The sequence below is a fragment of the Streptomyces sp. NPDC003247 genome, from assembly GCF_042888135.1.
Classification (GTDB): domain Bacteria; phylum Actinomycetota; class Actinomycetes; order Streptomycetales; family Streptomycetaceae; genus Streptomyces.
Genome location: NZ_JBIAPF010000003.1, coordinates 217,748 through 234,967 on the forward strand (window position 1 = coordinate 217,748; position 17,220 = coordinate 234,967).

Consider the following 17,220-nt stretch of genomic DNA (forward strand, 5'->3'; position numbering starts at 1 on the left):
CCTAGGTGCACCGGCCCGGACGGCTCGCAGCAGCACCGGGTGCCGATGCGTCAGGGGCGGGCTCGCGGCGTGCGGTGGGTCAGGGGCCGGCCGGCCCGGCCGCCGGAGCCGCGGCGGCCGACTCCCCAGGCCGTGTCACCGGGCCGTGTCACCTGCCGCGGACCGCTCTCCGTCCCGCCGTACAAGACAACGGCCGTCTGGTCCTTCCCGGTGTCGCCGCGGGCAGGGCCGGCCCGGTCGGCACCGCACGGACCGGGCCGGCTGTGGTGGCCGTGACGGGCGTGACGGCCGGGCCCTCCGTGTCGTTCCGGACCGTCCGCGCCGCGAGCAGGCGGGCGGCTTCGGTGTGCAGCGACTGACGGCGGGCCGGTCCGAGGTCGGCGAGTACGCCGCGCCGCAGCACCCCGGCGGGAAAGCGGTAGCCGCCCGTCTCGTACGGCGGCAGCTCCTCGCTCCACGACAGCAGGCGCGCCGCGACGGCCTGGTCCGCCAGTTCGAGCACCTGGCCGGCCGGCAGCCCGGTGAGCCGGGCCACGAGCCCCATGTCGGGCCGGTCGCCGAGCACGGCCGCGGTGTCGACGACCCGGCGGGCGGCGGGTGACAGCTCGGCGAGCCGGACCCGGACCACGCTCTGCACGGCCGGCGGCACGGGGGCGCGTCCCCCCGCCCGGGAGACCCGGGGGTCCACGGCCTGCTTCAGCAACTGGGTGAGCAGGAAGGGGTTCCCGCCGCTCAGGCCGAGGAACTCCCGCGCTCTGTCCTCCGCCACGGCTCCGTCGTCCGCGGTGGCGAGGACGACGCGCCGTACGGCGGCCTCCGTCAGCGGGGCGAGCCGTATCCGCTCGGCATCGCGTCCCGCCAGCTCCGCAAGGAGCCGCTCGGTGGCGGGGCCGGGTTCGTCCGCCACGGTGCACAGGACGAGCAGCGGGGCGTCGCGCAGGGTCCGCGCGGCGAAGGACAGGAGGGTCCGTGTCCCGGCGGACGCCAGATGGACGTCCTCGACGATGCACAGCGTGGGCGCGGGTCGCGCCGCGTCCTCGGCCGTCGGCTCCGTCGTCCCGGTGAGCGGGCGCAGTCCGACGGCCGGCAGGCCCGCCCCCCGGTGGCCTTCCCCCGCGCACCGCGTCCACCGGACCTCGTACCCGGTGTCGGCCGCCCGCCGGGCCAGTTCCTCGGCGACCCGGGTCTTCCCGGCCCCCGGCTCCCCGGAGACCACCGCCCACCCGGTCCGCCCGGCAGCGGCATCCCGCAACATCCCGCCCAGCCGATCCAGGTCCCGCTCCCTTCCCGGCAACGACCAACGGGTGCCGGCCGGCCACGCTGTGGGAACGGTGGGGGGCGTGGGCGCGGCGGGGGTCGGGGGCACAGCGGAGGCCGCGGGCGCGGCGGGGGCGGTGGGCACAGCGGGGGCTATAGGCACAGCGGGGGCCGTAGGCGCGGCGGAGGTCGTGGGCACACCCGGCGCCGCAGGCACGGCGGGCGCCGCAGGCGCGGCGGAGGTCGTGGGCACACCCGGCGCCGTAGGCACGGCGGGCGCCGCAGGCACGGCGGGCGCCGCAGGCACGGCGGAGGTCGTGGGCACACCCGGCGCCGTAGGCACGGCGGGCGCCACAAGCACAACCGGGGCCGCAGGCACAGCGGGCGCCGCGGGCACACCCCGCGCCGCAAACACACCCGGCGCCGCAGGTACGGCAGGGGCCGTGGGCACTGCCGCAGGCGCGCCAGGGGCCGCGGGCGTGCCGGGCCGGGTCGGCGGCCCCAGCCTCGTCGTGTCGTGCCGGAGTACGGCCAGCTGGGTCTCGCGCAACGCGGGCCCCGGTTCGAGGCCGAGGTCGCGGGCGAGCAGGGTGCGTACCGTCTCGTACCGTCGCAGTGCCTCCGCGTGCCGCCCCGCGAGGTACAGCGCCCTCATGAGCACGGCCCACGACGCCTCCCGCAGGGGATCGCGTTCGATGAGCCGCTCCGCGGCGATGATCGCCTGAGCGGTCCGGCCCTCCTGGAGCAGCAAGCTGGTGCGCAGTTCCTCGGCGGACAGCTTCAGCCCTTCGAGCCGGCCGGCCTCCCCCTCGGCGAACCGGTGGCGGGAGGCGTCCACGAGCGGGGTGCCCCGCCACAGGCCGAGCGCCCCTTCGGTCTCCCGGAGGGCCTCACCGGCGCGGCCACGGGCCGCGAGCGCGTGCGCGTGCTGCACGGCCCGCTCGAACCGCGCCGAGTCCAGCGCCTCGGGAGGCAGGCGCAGGGCGTAACCGGTGGGGACGCTGCGGAGCACCTCGGCCGGCTCCCGGCGCGCCCGGCCGGGCTCGAGCACGGCACGCAGCCGGCTGACGTGCGCGTGCACCGACGACACGGCACCGGCGGGTGGGCGGCCGTCCCACAGATCGTCACAGAGTCGTTCGACACCAACGGTGTGGCCGTTCTCCAGAAGCAGCCGCAGGAGCAGGGCACGCCGTTTGGGCGGCCCCAGGTCGAGCACCTCTGCGCCTCGCTGCACTTCCAGAGGGCCCAGCAACCGAAATTCCACGGAGGCACCTCTCTAGCTTCGGTGCCACCCTCACGTACACAGGTGCCCGGTCGACAGACCGAACCCTGCTCATTCCGCGCTCACTTGTGCTCGTTCGGGGCATGACGCCGGCCGGCCCGGCGGGCGGTCGTGCCGGGCCGGCCGGGCCGTGTCCTGTGCCGCTCAGCCCTGTTCGCAGGTCCAGCCGCTGGTGTGCCAGGAGGACTTGTTCCCGGTGTAGCCGGTGACGGAGACCGTGCCGGCGTTCCAGCCGGTCAGGTAGCTGCCGAGACCGCGTTCCTCGGCCAGCCTGCTGAAGACGCTGGCGCCGCAGTCGCGGATGTACCACCGCTGCCCGAGGTCCGAGGTGTTGCAGTCGGAGAGGTAGACGTTGGTGCCGTCGGTGTCCAGACAGGAGGTGCTGGCGGTGTTCCTGAACATGTCGCCGCTGGCCGTCTCCCGGATCTGCCAGGTGATCGGGTCGGTGCCGTAGCAGTCGTACAGCCGGAGCTGCTTGCCGGACTCCCCCATGCACGTGCCGGTGCTGAGGTTCCTGAAGGTGTGGGCCTGGGAGGGGAAGTCCACGGCGTGGGCGGTCGGCACGGCCGCGGTGAGAGCGCCCAGGGCGGCGACGGCCGCCAGGACGGAACTCGACTTGCGCACGATCATCCTTTCCTCCGGCTGCCGTCGGCCTGCACCAGGCCCGGGAGCGGCACCCGGCACTGTCACCACGAGCCACCGCCCGCGTCGGTTCACCGTCCCGCGTCGGTTCACCGTCCCGCGTCGGTTCACCGTCCCGCGGCAAGGCGTCGGCAAGAACCGGCCAAGGCGCCGCCCCGACACTGACGACGCCCCCGCCGACCGGCGACGGGCGGGTCGGACGCGCGTAGAGCACGGCGGAGAACGGGGAGTCACAGCGCCATGAGGCAAGCCACGGATGCCCGGCAGGACGGCCCCGTCTCCGTCGCACCCGCCCCCAGGCACCTCCGGGGCCGGACGCCCGCCGACCCCACCGCCCCCACCGACCCCGCCGGCACGGACTGCGAACGCTTCGTCCGCATGATCTACGAGGAGTACGGCGGCGTACTCACGCGTTTCGCGGCACGTCTGCTGGGCGGCGACCGGGACCGGGCCGAGGACATCCTCCAGGAGGCCGCGGTCCGGGCCTGGCGGCACATCGGGGTGCTCGGCCGGCAGGACGGGGGCCTGCGCCCGTGGCTGTTCACCGTCGTCCGGAACCTGGTGATCGACGAACGCCGGGCGAGCCTCGTCCGGCCGGTCACCGCCTGCCCCCTCGACCATGTCGTCATCCCCGTCGGCGACGGGGCCGAGCGGGTCCTGACCCGGCACGTCGTCACGGACGCGCTGCACGACCTGACCGCCCAGCAGCGGCAGATCCTCCATCACATGTACTTCCTGGGCCACAGCGTCGCCGAGACGTCCGAAGTCCTCGGGATCGCCCAGGGCACCGTCAAATCCCGCACGTACTACGCCGTGCGGGCCCTGGGCAACGCGCTGCGGGACCGGGGGATCCACGCCTGAACCGAGTCGCCGATCTCCTCGTAGCTGTCTACGCAATGATCTTGCCGGAGCGGGTCGCCCCCGCCCGGCCGGCACTCTTCGGAGAGTACGAGATGAAACTGTCCAAGCCAGCCAGGAGGCCGGCCGGCGCCGGCGGCCGCGCAGGACTGGCCGGTGCGGCCGCCCTGCTCGGCGCGCTGGCCCTCGCCGTGCCCGCCACGCCGGCCCACGCCGCCGACACCACCGTGACGGGCACCTACCAGAACAAGCAGACCGGGCTGTGCCTCGACGGCAACGCCGCCGGCTCCGTGTACATGTCGGTCTGCGACCCCACCAAGAGCAACCCGTACCAGCAGTGGGTGTTCACCTACACCGGTACGTACGCGAACACCATCCGCCAGGTCGCCACCGGCCGGTGCCTGGGGGCCGTGTGGGGCGGAGGTGACGCCTTCACGGAATCGTCGGACTGGTGCGGCCAGGTGCCCGGCGACGAGTGGGTCAAGGACGGTGACGCCCGGCGCAGCGCCGTCGAGCCCGGCCTCTGCCTCGACAGCAACTGGTCGTACGAGGCCTACACGCTGGCCTGCAACGGCGGCGGCTACCAGAAGTGGCAGCTCAACGTGGTCTCGCGGACCTGAGGCCCGTCCCGGCGGGACGCGACGCGTGCGCGCCGTTCCGCCGGGACCGCCCGGCGGCACCGGGAACCAGAACCCCGGGCTCCTCCCGCCGCGGCCCGGGACGCCGCTCGTGATGGTTTGCATGCCGATCGGCCATGGCTCCCGCGACGATTCACAGCCGTCACCGCCTTCTGCGCTCCCGCCATCGCTGCTTCACTCCCGTTCACACCGCCAGCCACCCGATCAACCCACGCACGTCCGTGGGCTGTTGAGGAGTTGCACATGTCAAGAAGCACATCGGCCGTGGACGAGACGCCGGCCCAGCGGCAGGTGACGATGAGGACCCGGGTGAGGGTGCTGCTCGCCCTCGGAGGCCTCGCCGCGGCGCCCTCCCTGATCGCACCGGCCGCCGCCCGGGCGGCGACGCCCTCCGGTGCGGGCGGACGGAGCAGGACGGTCTCCGCCGGCGAGACCTGGGAGGTCACCGGGATCACCAGGCTCGACGAACTCGTCGTGGAGGACGGCGCCGTCCTCACCGCTCCGGACGGCCACACCCTGACGCTGACCGTGGACGGTGTGGAGACGGGGTCCGTCCTGGACGGCACGTACGGTCACGCGACGGTGATCCCGGCCGGCGCGTATCGCGGGGACGTCGTCCTCACCCCGGCGGTCGACCACCTGGAGACCTTCTTCGGGGCGACGTTCCACCTCCGCCAGGGCCTGTACGTCGGGGCGTCCGGCGTGGGCCGTGAGAACTCGGTGCTGTCGGGCGTACGCGGCGGCCGGCTCACCGACGCCTGCGCGAAGAACGCCTCGCCGAGGACGCGTCGGTGCGGCCGCCGCGCGGCAAGCGCGTCACCCTGACCGTCGACGGCACCGTCACCGCCATCACCCCGGGCTCCACGTACACCGGGGCGCTCACCCTGACCGTCGCCTAGAGAAAGGACGAGCCGCCCCCTGGGCCGGAAGGGCCCGGGGGGCCGGAAGGGCCCGGGGGGCCGGAAGGGCCCGGGGGGGCCGGAAGGGCCCGGGGGGCCGGAAGGGCCCGGGGGGCCGGAAGGGCCCGGGGGGCCGGAAGGGCCCGGGGGGCTCAGCCGACCTGCGCGGCGAACGCCGCGTACGCGCGCTCGTCGAAGAGGACGAACCTGACCTCCTCGACCGCCGTCTCCGTCGCGCGCACGGTCGTGACCGCGATGCGGGCGGCGTCCTCCATCGGCCAGCCGTAGACGCCGGTGGAGATGGCCGGGAAGGCGACCGTCCGCGCGCCCAGTTCGTCGGCCACGCGGAGCGACTCCCGGTGGCAGGAGGCGAGCAGCGAGGGATCGCCGCCGTCGGCCTCGTACACCGGGCCGACGGTGTGGATGACCCAGCGCGCGTCCAGCGCGCCGGCCGTGGTGGCGACCGCCTGGCCGGTGGGCAGGCCCCTGCCGTACGAGGAGGCGCGGAGCTTGCGGCACTCCTCGAGGATCGCGGGGCCGCCGCGCCGGTGGATGGCGCCGTCGACCCCGCTGCCGCCGAGCAGCGAGGAGTTGGCGGCGTTGACGACGGCGTCCACGGACTGGGCGGTGATGTCTCCCTGGACGAGCGTGATCGTGGTCATGCAGGGCTGCCTCTCTGTCGGTGCGCGGCGCCGGGGGACCGGACGCTACGCCTGTCGGCGCAGCCGCCGCCAAACGGCTTTCGCCGCGTTGTGGCCGGACATGCCGTGGACGCCCGGGCCGGGCGGGGTGGCCGAGGAGCAGATGAACACGGCCGGGTGGGGTGTGGAGTAGGGGAACAGGGACAGCCGGGGGCGCAGCAGGAGCTGGAGGCCCGAGGCGGCGCCGGAGCCGATGTCCCCGCCGACGTAGTTGGCGTTGCGGGCGGCGAGTTCGGCGGGGCCGGCGACCGCGCGGGCGAGGACGAGGTCGCGGAAGCCCGGGGCGAACCGCTCCAGTTGGCGTTCCATGACGTCGGTGAGGTCACCGGTCCAGCCGTTGGGGACGTGGGCGTAGGCCCAGAAGACCTGCTTGCCGGCCGGGGCGCGGGTGGGGTCGACGACGCCGGGCTGCACCGTGATCATGAAGGGGCGCTCCGGTGCGCGTCCCTCCCTGGAGGCGGCGCGCAGGGCGGCGCCGATCTCCGCGCTGTCCGCGCCGATCTGGACCGTGGTGGCGGCGCGCGCCTCCGGCGCGGTCCAGGGGACGGGTCCGTCCAGCGCGTAGTCGATCTTGAACACGCCGGGGCCGTACCGGTAGCCGTCGTAGAAGCGGCCGAGGCCGGCGATACGGGCGAGGGCGGTGGGCGAGGTGTCGAAGACGTAGGCGCGGGCCGGGGGGAGGTCGTCGAGCCGCTTGACCTCGTAGTCGGTGTGGAGGGCGCCGCCGAGGTCCTTCAGGTGGCCGGCGAGGGCGTCGGAGATGGCCTGGGAGCCGCCGCGGGGCACCGGCCAGCCGCGGGCGTGCCCGGCGAGGGCGAAGACCAGGCCGACGGCGCCGGTGGCGAGGCCGCCCAGGGGGGCCATGATGTGGGCGACGAGACCGGCGAAGAGCGTCTTGGCGGGTTCGTCGCGGAAGCGGCGGGTCAGCCAGGTGGACGGGGGCAGGCCGGCGAGCCCGAACCGGGCCAGGGTCACCGGATCGCGGGGCAGAGCGGTCAGCGGCAGGGACATGAAGTCCCGGACGAGCGTGTCCCACCGCGCCAGGAACGGCTCGACGAGCCTGCGGTAGGCGCCCGCGTCGCGCGGTCCGAAGGACGCCGCCGTCTCGGAGACCGAGCGGGACAGCACGGCGGCCGTGCCGTCGGGGAAGGGGTGCGCCATCGCCAGGTCGGAGTGGAGCCACTCCAGGCCGTAGCGCTCCAGGGGCAGGGCACGGAAGGCGGGTGAGTTGATGCCGAGGGGGTGCGCGGCGGAACACGGGTCGTGGCGGAACCCGGGGAGGGTGAGCTCCTCGGTGCGGGCTCCCCCGCCGACGGTGTCCCGGGCCTCGAAGAGGGCGACGGAGAATCCTCGCCGGGCCAGCTCCACGGCGGCGGTCAGGCCGTTCGGCCCCGCCCCCACCACTGCCACATCAAGCATCGGCACTTCGGACCCCTTCGTCAGCCGGTGGCCTCCGGGGCCAGGATATGCCGGGGGTACGACAGCGCCTGCGGCGCCGGGGGGTTCGGACCACCGGGGGCTCATCCGGACGCCCGGTCCACACCGTCCGCCCGGTCCGCCCGGTCCACACCATCCGCTCGGCCCGCTCGGTCCGCCCGGTCCACACCATCCGCTCGGCCCGCCCGGTCCGCCGATGATGCCCGGCAGCCCGGTCCGCTCAGTCCGCTCAGTCCGCCCGGTCCGCTCGGCCCGCTCGGCCCGCTCGGTCCGCCGATGATGCCCGGCAGCCCGGGCCACGCTGCTCCCAGGGCCCCGGGGGCCTGAGACCCCGGAACCCGCGGGCCCGCGGGGGGCCTGAGACCCCGGAACCCGCGGACCCGAGGGGGCCTGAGACCCCGGAACCCGCGGACCCGAGGGAACCCGAGGCCCCGGGACCCGCGGACCCGAAGCTCCGGCACCGTCAGGACCGTGTCCCCGTCCCCGCCCCCGTCCCCGCCAGCAGGCCCGCGACCCGTCGTGCCGTCGCCGCGTCCCGGGCCGCCGTGAACGGCAGGCTGTTGCCGCCGGTGATCCGGAACGGTTCGCCGGTGAGGGTGAGGTGGGCGCCGCCCGCCTCCTCGACCATGAGCAGGCCGGCCGCGTGATCCCAAGCCGCTTCCCAGGAGAATGCCGTGCAGTCCAGCTCGCCCCGGGCGACGGCCAGGTACTCGAGGCCCGCCGATCCGCAGGGGCGGGGCGCGACGCCGGCCGTCCGCAGGCCGAGCAGGGCGTGCTTCTGCTCGTCGGTGGTGAAGTCGGGGTGGGAGGTGGCGACCGTCAGGTCGCGTCCGGCGGCCGGGGGCCCGGCGAACAGCCGCTCGCCGTCCAGGAAGGCACCCGCGCCGCGCACGGCCGTGGCGAGCAGGTCGCGGGCCGCGGCGTACGTCCACGAGGCGAGCACGACGCCGTGCCGGGCGAGCGCGACCAGCGTGCAGAAGCCGTCCTCGCCGTGCACGAACTGCCGGGTGCCGTCGACCGGGTCGACGATCCAGACCGGGGCGTCACCCTGGAGCGCCTCGTACGTCACGGGGTTGGCGTGCACCGCCTCCTCGCCGACGACGACCGAGCCGGGCAGCAGGGCGGCGAGCACCTCGGTGAGGTACCGCTCGGCGTTGCGGTCCGCGTCCGTGACCAGGTCGTGGGGGCCGCTCTTCTGGTCGACCTCGTGCGTGGCGAGCTGCCGGAAGCGGGGCATGATCTCGGTCGCGGCGGCCTTGCGGACCGCCTCCTCCACGTCGGCCGAGTGGCGGGCGAGAAACTCGTCGATGGTTTCCTTGTCGTCGATCATGTCTCCATGAGAGCACGCCGCCCTGACATCGCCCGCCCCCGCCGTGCACGGCGGGTGGAAGGAGGATGAACAGCGGGCACGGGTGGGCCTGCTCACCGCCCCACCGCGTACCCCTGCATCCCCCGCGGGTTGGCCGCCGCCGACAGGATCCCGGTGGCCGGGTCGCGGGCGACGGCGCACAGCCGTCCCTCGGACCAGGGGTCGCCGACGGTGACGTCGTGGCCGCGCCGCCGCAGCTCCTCGACGACGCCGTCCGGCACGCGCGACTCGACGGTCACGCTGCCCGGCCGCATACCGCGCGGGTAGAAGGAGCCGGGGAAGGCGTCGGTGTGCCAGTTCGGGGCGTCGACGGCGCCCTGGAGGTCGAGTCCGCCGCGCACGGGCGGGCGGAGGGCGACGGCCAGGAAGAAGTGCAGTTGCCACTGGTCCTGCTGGTCGCCGCCGGGTGTGCCGAAGGCGAGGACCGGGACGCCGTCGCGCAGCGCGATCGACGGGGTGAGGGTGGTGCGGGGCCGGCGGCCGGGGGTGAGCGAGTTCGGCAGGCCCTCCTCCAGCCAGGTCATCTGGAGCCGGGTGCCGAGCGGGAAGCCCAGCTCGGGCACGACCGGGTTGGACTGGAGCCAGCCGCCGCTGGGGGTGGCCGCGACCATGTTGCCCCAGCGGTCGACGACGTCCAGGTGGCAGGTGTCGCCGCGGGTGGCCCCCGCGGCGCTCACGTCGGGCTCGCCCGGCACCGGCGAGGTCGGCGCCTTGGCGACCGTCGGCTCGCCGGTGCCCATCGGGCTGAACCCGGGCTCGTCGGCGACCACCACGTCCGCGTGCGCGCTCAGCCGGGGGACGCGCCCGCCGGGGCTGCCCGGCCGCAGTTCGTAGGACGCCCGGTCCCCGATCAGCCGGCGCCGGCCGGTGTTGTACGGCGCGGACAGCAGTTCCGCCAGCGGTGTCGCGGCCGCGTCCCCGTACCAGGCCTCCCGGTCGGCCATGGCGAGCTTGCAGCCCTCGACGAGCAGGTGGACGTAGTCGGCGGAACCGTACGCGGGCAGGTCGGGCGGGAGCAGGGCGAGCTGCTGGAGGAGGGCCGGGCCCTGGCTCCAGGGTCCGGCCTTGCACAGGGTCCAGCCGTTCCAGTCGTACGTGGCGGGCGTCTCGTACGTGGCGGACCAGCCGGCGAGGTCGGCGGCCGTGAGGGTGCCGGTGTGGTGCGCGCCGCTGGTGTCCAGGGTGGGCCGGGCGGCCTGGCGGACCAGTGCCTCGGCGATGAACCCGGTCCGCCAGACCTCCCGCGCGGCCTCGATCCGTGCCTCCCGGTCCCCCGCGGAGGCGGTCTCGGCGAGCAGCCGCCGCCAGGTGGCGGCGAGGGCGGGATTGCGCAGCAGCCGGCCGGGGCGGGGCGCCGTGCCGTCCGGGAGGTACACCCGCGCCGACGAGGTCCACTCCGTCTCGAACAGCTCCCGTACGGTCTCGACCGTCGCGCCCACGTTCTCCACGGGCGGGTGCCCGTCCTCGGCGTACCCGATGGCGTATTTCAGGACGTCGGGGAGGGGCTTGGTGCCGTGGTCGCGCAGCAGGAGCATCCAGGCGTCGAACGCGCCGGGGACGGCGGCCGCGAGCGGCCCGGTGCCGGGCACGAGGTCCAGGCCGAGTCCGCGGTAGTGGGCGACGGTCGCCCCGGCCGGGGCGACACCCTGCCCGCACAGCACCCGCACCTCGCCGCCGGCCGGGGCCAGCAGGATGGGGACCTCGCCGGCCGGCCCGTTGAGGTGGGGTTCCACGACGTGCAGCACGAACGCCCCGGCCACGGCGGCGTCGTAGGCGTTCCCGCCGTCCTCCAGGACGGCCATCGCCGTCTGGGAGGCCAGCCAGTGGGTGGAGGACACCATGCCGAAGGTGCCCTGGAGCGTGGGTCGGGTGGTGAACATACGGCCTCTCACCTCGCTGTGTGCGCTTCGTCCAGGCGCGTCGGCGCTCAGGACACGTCCTGTGGGACATCTGGGGAGTCCGGACCGGAGCCGTCCTCCATCCGCTCTCCCCGGAGGCTATCGATCATCGCCCCGCGCGGTCGGACGAGCACCCGACTCGCCCCGGAGGCACGGCACTCACCTGGCCATCGAGACCGACGACATCGAGGCGGAGACCACGGGCCTGATCGCTCCGGGTGCCGAGCAGGTCTGGCAGTAGCAGGAATGCCGCGGGCTGCGAGTGCCCGGCGGTCATGTGGTGTGCGTCCTCCCTGTGGAGAGCGACCCGGACTCTTTCCGGGCACAGGCCGACGGCTGGCCGTGACGATGCGTGAGGTATGCCGCCAGGGGTGACGGGCCTGTTCCCCCGAAGCTGCCGCGCAGTGACGCGATCAGTCCGCCGGACAGGCCCTAGCCTCGATGGCATGACCTCTGTGACCGCCGCCGTCGTACAGGCCGCCGCCCCTCTGTTCGATACGCCCGCCGCGCTGGCCCGCGCCGAGGAACTGATCCGGGAAGCCGCGGTCGACCACCGTGCCGAGGTCGTCGTCCTCCCCGAGGCGTTCCTCGGCGGCTATCCCAAGGGCCTGGACTTCGGCATCACCGTCGGCAGCCGCACCCCGGCCGGCCGTGACCTGTTCCGCCGCTACCACGCCGCCGCCATCGACATCCCCGGTCCCGAGGTCGCCGCCCTGGCCGCCCTCACCGGTGAACTGGGCTGTCACGCTGTCGTCGGCGCGGTCGAGCGCCATGGGGGCACCCTGTACTGCGTCGCACTGTTCCTCGGGCCGGCCGGCTACCTGGGCCTGCACCGCAAGCTGATGCCCACCGCGGCCGAACGCTACCTGTGGGGCCAGGGTGACGGGTCCACTCTCCCCGTCATCGACACCGGCACGGTCCGCCTGGGCGCGGCCATCTGCTGGGAGAACTACATGCCGTTGTTCCGTACGGCGATGTACGCCAAGGGCGTCGACCTGTGGTGCGCCCCGACCGTCGACGACCGCGACGCCTGGCAGGCCACCATGCGGCACGTCGCGCTGGAGGGCCGCGCCTTCGTCCTCAGCGCCAACCAGTACATGCGCCGCGATGCCCTGCCCGACGACCTCCACCCGGTCCAGGGCGATGAACCCGACACGGTCCTGATCGCCGGCGGCTCCGTCATCATCTCGCCGCTCGGTGAGGTCCTGGCCGGTCCGCTGCGCGGTGGTGAGGGCATCCTGACCGCCGAACTCGACCTCGACGACCTGGCCCGCGCCCGCTTCGACTTCGACCCGACCGGCCACTACGCCCGCCCCGACGTCTTCACCCTCCACGTCGACGCATCGGCCCGCGCCACCGTCACCTCGGAAGCCTGACGTCGCGCGGAAGCGGATCTCGGCCCTGGACGACCGAGTGTGCCGGGCGTGGTGATCGCTCCACGACCTGGCCGCGCGGATCACACGAGTTCGAGCACGGTCACCGGTACCCCTGACGGCCATCGCCCGGTGGGGAGTCGTCACCACGGGGGGGGAGGGAACGACACGACACCGATCACGCAGATCGTGGCGCATCACGTGACCGCCGACGCGGGGTCGGTCAGAGCCGCCAACAGGTCCGCCACGAGGCTTTTCTGATGCTCCATCAAGAAGAAGTGGCCGCCCGTGTACGTCCTCAGCTCGAACTCCCCCGTCGTCATCCGCTCCCACGCCGCCGCCTCCGCGACACTCACCCCGGGGTCCGCGTCCCCGGTGCACGCCGTGACCGGAACCGATACCTGCCGTCCGGGCACGGGCAGATACGTCTCCATCAGCCGCAGGTCGCCCCGGAGCGAGGGCAGGATGAACTCGGCCAGGTCCGGGTCGGCCAGCAGCGTCTCGTACATGCCGCCGAACGCGCCGACCCCGGCGAGCATCGCGGAGTCGTCCATGAGGTGCAGCCGCGGTTCCGTGGCGCGGCGCGCCCGCGGAGCACGCTGCCCGGAGGCGAACAGCCGCACCGGTGGGGCCTGTCGCGCCTCCAGACGGAGCACCACCTCGTAGCCGATCGTGGCCCCCATACTGTGGCCGAACAGCGCGAAGGGGCGGTCGAGGACGGGCTCGACGGCGGCGGTGACGGCGTCCGCCATGGCTTCCATGGACGTGACGCAGTCCTCCGTGAGGCGGTCGTGACGGCCGGGGTACTGGACGGCGACCAGCTCGACGTCCGCGGGCAGCAGCTCCGCCCAGGGGCGGAAGAAGGCCGCGGTGCCGCCGCCGTGCGGCAGGCACACCAGGCGGGCACGGGGGGCGACGGCGGGACGGTACCGCTTGAGCCAGGCGTCGGACAGCGGGCCGGCGGGGGTGGACGTCACGTGGCCTCCTCCGGAGGGCAGCGGGTGGACAAGGCAATTTCCGGCCGATGCTATTGCACGCCGTCGCGCCAACCGCCAATGAAGCCAGGGCAGTTCGGAGTCTCCCATATAGTGGATCGATCTTGACGCCCGTTACAGGGCCGTGCCAGGCTCCCAAGCCTCGCTGTCGTGAATCCAACGAATCGGATCAGAACGGGATCAGGTGTGCAGGAAGCGCTGAAGTTCCACTGGTGTTCCCCCCTGGACAGTGGCCAGCAGAAGGCAACCGAGAAATACCGGCAGGGCGAGCTCGACTTCGACGGGATCGTCGACTTCGCACAAGAAGCCGAGCAACTCGGTGTCGACTCCCTGCTGATGGGCATCAGCTACCACATGCCCGATCCTCTGCCGATGATCGGCGCCCTCGTCCGGGAGACCGAGAAGGTCAAGTTCATCCTGGCATACCGTCCGGGCCTCATTCCGCCCACTCTGTTCACCCAGGTCGTGAACACGATTTCATGGATGGGGGACGGGCGGATATCCCTGAATCTCGTCGCGGGCATCTCCCCCGCCGAACAGGCTTATTACGGGGACTACCTGGCGCACGACGAGCGCTATGAACGCTCCAACGAATTCCTCGACGTTCTGCACCGCTTCTGGAAGGGCGAGAAGCCCCTCACTCACCACGGCAGGCACTACCGCATCGACGAGGCGCAACTCGGCCTCGGCTACAAGGACGGCGGCCGCCCCTACATCTACATCAGCGGTGCCTCCGGGGTCGCCCAGAAGACCGCGATCGAGCACGGCGACTGCTGGCTGCGCTACGGCGACACCCCGGAGGGCCTCGCGGACGCCGTCGCGCCCGTCCTGGCGGGCGGCTGCCGCGTCGGTACCCGTATGCACGTCCTGTCGCGCGACACCCGCGAGGAGGCGCTCGCCGATCTCGCCGAGACGATGCGCGACCCCGACGAGGACCACAAGGCGTGGGTGACGAGCTTCGTCGCCGCGTCCGACTCCCAGGCGGTGAAGAACTCCTTCCGGCTCGCCGAGAAGGCGCAGGGCGACTGGTTGTCCCCGTACCTGTACTCCGGCGCCGTCGCCTACCGCGGCGGGCCCGCGCTGTGCGTCGTCGGCAGCCACGAGGAGGTGGCCCGCTATCTGTACGCGTACAAGGCGTCCGGCATCAGCGAGTTCATCTTCTCGGGGTGGCCCACGCGCGACGAGATGCGGACCTTCTATACGCGGGTGCTTCCGCTGATCCGGGACCTGGAGCGGGCGGCGCAGGGGTCCGACGAGGCCGACGGTGACGCGCGGCCGGCCGGGGCAGGGCACAAGTGACCTCCGCCCCCGCCGCCGCGCCCGAGACCCGCGCGCGGCGGCTGCACCGCGGCCTGTTCGGGCTCGGCGTGCTGCTCGGCCTGATCGCCGAGCAGGTGGTGCTGTTCGCCGTGCCGCTGCTGATCTTCCAGGACACGCGGGACGTGTCGACGCTCGGCTTCGCGTTCGCCCTGGAGTGGCTGCCGAGCCTCATCGCGTACCCCTTCGCCGGTCTGATCGCCGACCGGGACGGGGGTGCGCGGCTGTTCTCCCGGGTCACCTCGGGGCGTGCGCTCGTGCTGCTGTGCGCCGTCGCGCTGTGCTTTGCGATGCCCGGCTGGACGACCGCGATCCTGATGGTCAACGGGGCTCTGCTGTCCGTGCTCGTGGCGCCGGTGCGGATGTCCATCGAGAAGATGGTGCCGCAGGTGGCGCAGGGCGAGAAGCTCGCGACGACGCAGTCCCTCGTACAGAACATGGAACTGCTCGCGATGGCGCTCGGCCCGGCGCTGGCCGCCACCGCCGTCGTCACCCTCGGCAAGCTGTGGCTGCTCGCGCTCGCCGCCCTCGTGTTCGCGCTGGCCGCCGTCTGCTGGTTGCCGCTGCCTCGCCAGGAGTGGCAGCGCGGTAACGGCGGCGCCCGCGCGACCCTTGCCGAACTCGGTCTCGGCTGGCACCTCCTGGTGCACAACAAGCCCGTGTTCCTCATCGGAATCCTGAACTTCGCCATCAATCTCGTGGTCGCCACGATGATGAGCGCGAACGCCGCCATCGCCACCGGCGAGCTGAAGGCGTCGGACACCGCGTACGGGATGCTGAACACGGTCGTCGGAATCATCGGACTGATCAATCTCGCGCTGATTCCGTTCGTGCTGCGGAAATTCCATGTGCACGCCCTCGGCGTCGCCGGTTTCGCGCTCGTGTGCGCGGCACTGCTCACGACGGGCGGCGCGCATTCCTTCGTGGTGTACGCGATCGCGTACGTCGCGACGATGACCGGCGCCGCCCTCTACAACGTCTTCAACCGTACCCAGCGGATCAAGGTCATTCCCCGGGAACACCTGGGAAAGGTCATGGGCCCTTTCTACCTCCTGAATCTGCTGTCCATGCCGCTGGCCGGCGTCCTCATCGGCCTCATCGGCGACCGCGTCGGGCCGCAGCGGCTCATCGTGCTGCTCACGCTCGCGCTCACGGTGGTGGGTGGAGTGCTGCTGCCCTGGACCATGAGCAGCTTCCGGCGGGCGCTCGCGGACCAGGAGCGCACAGCTGCCGAGGGCGGCAGCACGGACGAAGAACCGATCGGAACCGAGGTGCACTGATGCATATAGTTCTCGTCAACCGCTGGCCCCGATTCCAGGACGGGGTGCGTTGGGACAACGAGCTGACCCGCTATGAGGAGTTCATCAACCACGATGCCCACCGGGTGAGTTACGTCGTGGACGGTCCTGGTGCGGACGGCGTGCTCGTCGATCCGGCGAAGATCGCTCACATGGTGCGGGTCGCCGACGTGAACGACGTGGAGGTGCTGCGCTCCTGTCTCGTCGAGATCACGGAGAAGGTCGGCCCCGTCGACCAGCTGATCGCGCTGTCCGAGTTCACTCTGGAGATCGCCGCCCGCGTGCGGCAGGACCTCGGCATTCCCGGGCCGACGCCGGACGAGGTGGCCGTCTATCGCGACAAGGTCCGTATGAAGGAGGTCCTCGCCGAGGCGGGGGTGCGGGTGCCGCGCTTCGCGCGCTGCACGGACGCCGAGGACGCGCTGTCCTTCGCCGCCGGCTGCGGATACCCGCTGATCCTCAAGCCGGTCGACGGTGCGGCCAGCATCGGCGTGCACCGCGTCGACGACGAGACGGCACTGCGGGAGCTGCTGCCTTCGCTCGACCTGAGCCGGTACGAGATCGAGGAGTTCGTCCCCGGGCACATCCACCATGTGGACGGATATGCGGACGACGAGAGCGGTGTCCCTTTCCAGGTGGCGTCCGCGTACGTCAACGACTGCCTTTCCTTCGGTGCGGGCGCCCCGCTCGGCTCCGTGGTCCTGAACGAGAGCGACCTGCGCCTCCGTATCGAGGAGTTCGCGCGTGAATGCGTACGTGCTCTCGGCCTTCGCACCACGCCCTTCCACCTGGAGCTGTTCGTGACCGACTCCGGTGAGCTGGTCTTCCTGGAGATCGGAGGACGGGTCGGCGGCTCCGAGGTGCCGTATGTGGTGAACCGGCTCTTCGGGGTCAATCTGTACGAGGTGTGGCTGCGTTCACTGGCGGGCGAGAGGATCGACGTGCCCGCCAAGGCCGCTGAGACCAGCGGGGGTTGGCTGGTCATTCCGAAGCCGGCCGAGCTTCCGGCGCGGGTCGTCGAGGTGACCACGTTGAAGGACGCGGTGCCGACGGTGTGGCGGGAACTCGTGCCGCCTGTCGGGTCGGTCCTCGAGCCGGGTGGTTCCTATGACGCGCTGCACGCCGGGCGGTACATCCTGCTGCACGAGGACCAGGACCGAGTGACAGCCGACATCCACCGGATCACGGAGGCGTTCCGGCTGCGGACCGAGCCCGCGTGACGGACCCGGGGCGGTGTCCCTGTGGTCGCACGACCG

The 17,220-nt window shown here is 73.0% G+C and carries 14 protein-coding genes; 7 read left to right on the top strand and 7 right to left on the bottom strand.

The features are described from left to right. Positions 1-148 precede the first annotated feature (148 nt). Positions 149-2,491 (bottom strand): BTAD domain-containing putative transcriptional regulator, encoded by a 2,343-nt coding sequence (locus ACFYWQ_RS10430; protein WP_389514751.1) that lies wholly within the window; start codon positions 2,489-2,491, stop codon positions 149-151. Between the two features lie 192 nt (positions 2,492-2,683). Then, complete coding sequence (locus tag ACFYWQ_RS10435) at positions 2,684-3,163, bottom strand: RICIN domain-containing protein (protein ID WP_389514753.1); 480 nt, start codon at positions 3,161-3,163, stop codon at positions 2,684-2,686. Between the two features lie 258 nt (positions 3,164-3,421). On the opposite strand from ACFYWQ_RS10435, the gene ACFYWQ_RS10440 reads away from it, so the two are divergent. The 3 genes from ACFYWQ_RS10440 (at position 3,422) to ACFYWQ_RS10450 (ending at position 5,502) form a co-directional block, all read left to right on the top strand. Further along, the gene (locus ACFYWQ_RS10440) at positions 3,422-4,042 is read left to right on the top strand and encodes a sigma-70 family RNA polymerase sigma factor (RefSeq protein WP_389514755.1); all 621 of its coding nucleotides are present in this window, start codon (positions 3,422-3,424) and stop codon (positions 4,040-4,042) included. Positions 4,043-4,134: 92 nt separating this feature from the next. Continuing rightward, positions 4,135-4,659 carry a ricin-type beta-trefoil lectin domain protein gene (locus ACFYWQ_RS10445; protein WP_389514757.1) on the top strand — a complete coding sequence of 175 codons (525 nt, stop codon included), beginning with the start codon at positions 4,135-4,137 and terminating at the stop codon, positions 4,657-4,659. Between the two features lie 261 nt (positions 4,660-4,920). Then, positions 4,921-5,502 (top strand): hypothetical protein, encoded by a 582-nt coding sequence (locus ACFYWQ_RS10450; protein ID WP_389514759.1) that lies wholly within the window; start codon positions 4,921-4,923, stop codon positions 5,500-5,502. A gap of 226 nt (positions 5,503-5,728) precedes the next feature. Here the strand turns inward: ACFYWQ_RS10450 and ACFYWQ_RS10455 are convergent, their stop codons facing one another. The 4 genes from ACFYWQ_RS10455 to ACFYWQ_RS10470 all read right to left on the bottom strand — a co-directional run bounded on the left by ACFYWQ_RS10455 (position 5,729) and on the right by ACFYWQ_RS10470 (position 10,963). Next, on the bottom strand, positions 5,729-6,238 hold the full coding sequence (locus ACFYWQ_RS10455) for an O-acetyl-ADP-ribose deacetylase (protein WP_389514761.1): 510 nt from the start codon (positions 6,236-6,238) through the stop codon (positions 5,729-5,731). A gap of 45 nt (positions 6,239-6,283) precedes the next feature. Further along, entirely contained in the window at positions 6,284-7,696 is a 1,413-nt protein-coding gene (locus ACFYWQ_RS10460; protein WP_389514762.1) for a phytoene desaturase family protein, read from the bottom strand. 481 nt (positions 7,697-8,177) lie between these two features. Beyond that, a complete protein-coding gene (locus tag ACFYWQ_RS10465; protein WP_389514763.1) occupies positions 8,178-9,044 on the bottom strand; it encodes an inositol monophosphatase family protein in 867 nt (288 codons plus the stop codon). A gap of 92 nt (positions 9,045-9,136) precedes the next feature. Further along, positions 9,137-10,963 carry a gamma-glutamyltransferase family protein gene (locus tag ACFYWQ_RS10470; RefSeq protein WP_389514765.1) on the bottom strand — a complete coding sequence of 609 codons (1,827 nt, stop codon included), beginning with the start codon at positions 10,961-10,963 and terminating at the stop codon, positions 9,137-9,139. A 464-nt stretch (positions 10,964-11,427) separates the two neighbouring features. On the opposite strand from ACFYWQ_RS10470, the gene ACFYWQ_RS10475 reads away from it, so the two are divergent. Further along, a complete protein-coding gene (locus ACFYWQ_RS10475; RefSeq protein ID WP_389514767.1) occupies positions 11,428-12,357 on the top strand; it encodes a nitrilase-related carbon-nitrogen hydrolase in 930 nt (309 codons plus the stop codon). A 194-nt stretch (positions 12,358-12,551) separates the two neighbouring features. On the opposite strand, the gene ACFYWQ_RS10480 is transcribed toward ACFYWQ_RS10475, so the two are convergent. Next, positions 12,552-13,331 (bottom strand): thioesterase II family protein, encoded by a 780-nt coding sequence (locus tag ACFYWQ_RS10480; RefSeq protein ID WP_389514769.1) that lies wholly within the window; start codon positions 13,329-13,331, stop codon positions 12,552-12,554. Positions 13,332-13,535: 204 nt separating this feature from the next. Here ACFYWQ_RS10480 and ACFYWQ_RS10485 point away from each other — a divergent pair, with 204 nt between their 5' ends. The 3 genes from ACFYWQ_RS10485 to ACFYWQ_RS10495 are packed head-to-tail and all read left to right on the top strand — an operon-like array spanning position 13,536 to position 17,184. Beyond that, positions 13,536-14,648, top strand: coding sequence for an LLM class flavin-dependent oxidoreductase (locus tag ACFYWQ_RS10485; protein ID WP_389514771.1), 1,113 nt, complete (start codon positions 13,536-13,538; stop codon positions 14,646-14,648). After that, positions 14,645-15,946, top strand: a complete 1,302-nt coding sequence (locus ACFYWQ_RS10490) for an MFS transporter (protein ID WP_389514773.1) — start codon at positions 14,645-14,647, stop codon at positions 15,944-15,946. The genes ACFYWQ_RS10485 and ACFYWQ_RS10490 overlap by 4 nt, the downstream gene beginning before the upstream one ends. Next, on the top strand, positions 15,946-17,184 hold the full coding sequence (locus ACFYWQ_RS10495) for an acetyl-CoA carboxylase biotin carboxylase subunit family protein (protein ID WP_389514774.1): 1,239 nt from the start codon (positions 15,946-15,948) through the stop codon (positions 17,182-17,184). The genes ACFYWQ_RS10490 and ACFYWQ_RS10495 overlap by 1 nt, the downstream gene beginning before the upstream one ends. The last annotated feature ends 36 nt before the right edge of the window (positions 17,185-17,220 follow it).

What these genes read in the sequence shown, in the direction of transcription:
- ACFYWQ_RS10440 (WP_389514755.1), top strand. Translation starts at nt 3,422, where the DNA reads ATGAGGCAAGCCACGGATGCCCGGCAGGACGGCCCCGTCTCCGTCGCA.
- ACFYWQ_RS10445 (WP_389514757.1), top strand. Translation starts at nt 4,135, where the DNA reads ATGAAACTGTCCAAGCCAGCCAGGAGGCCGGCCGGCGCCGGCGGCCGC.
- ACFYWQ_RS10450 (WP_389514759.1), top strand. Translation starts at nt 4,921, where the DNA reads ATGTCAAGAAGCACATCGGCCGTGGACGAGACGCCGGCCCAGCGGCAG.
- ACFYWQ_RS10455 (WP_389514761.1), bottom strand. Translation starts at nt 6,238, where the DNA reads ATGACCACGATCACGCTCGTCCAGGGAGACATCACCGCCCAGTCCGTG.
- ACFYWQ_RS10460 (WP_389514762.1), bottom strand. Translation starts at nt 7,696, where the DNA reads ATGCTTGATGTGGCAGTGGTGGGGGCGGGGCCGAACGGCCTGACCGCC.
- ACFYWQ_RS10465 (WP_389514763.1), bottom strand. Translation starts at nt 9,044, where the DNA reads ATGATCGACGACAAGGAAACCATCGACGAGTTTCTCGCCCGCCACTCG.
- ACFYWQ_RS10470 (WP_389514765.1), bottom strand. Translation starts at nt 10,963, where the DNA reads ATGTTCACCACCCGACCCACGCTCCAGGGCACCTTCGGCATGGTGTCC.
- ACFYWQ_RS10475 (WP_389514767.1), top strand. Translation starts at nt 11,428, where the DNA reads ATGACCTCTGTGACCGCCGCCGTCGTACAGGCCGCCGCCCCTCTGTTC.
- ACFYWQ_RS10495 (WP_389514774.1), top strand. Translation starts at nt 15,946, where the DNA reads ATGCATATAGTTCTCGTCAACCGCTGGCCCCGATTCCAGGACGGGGTG.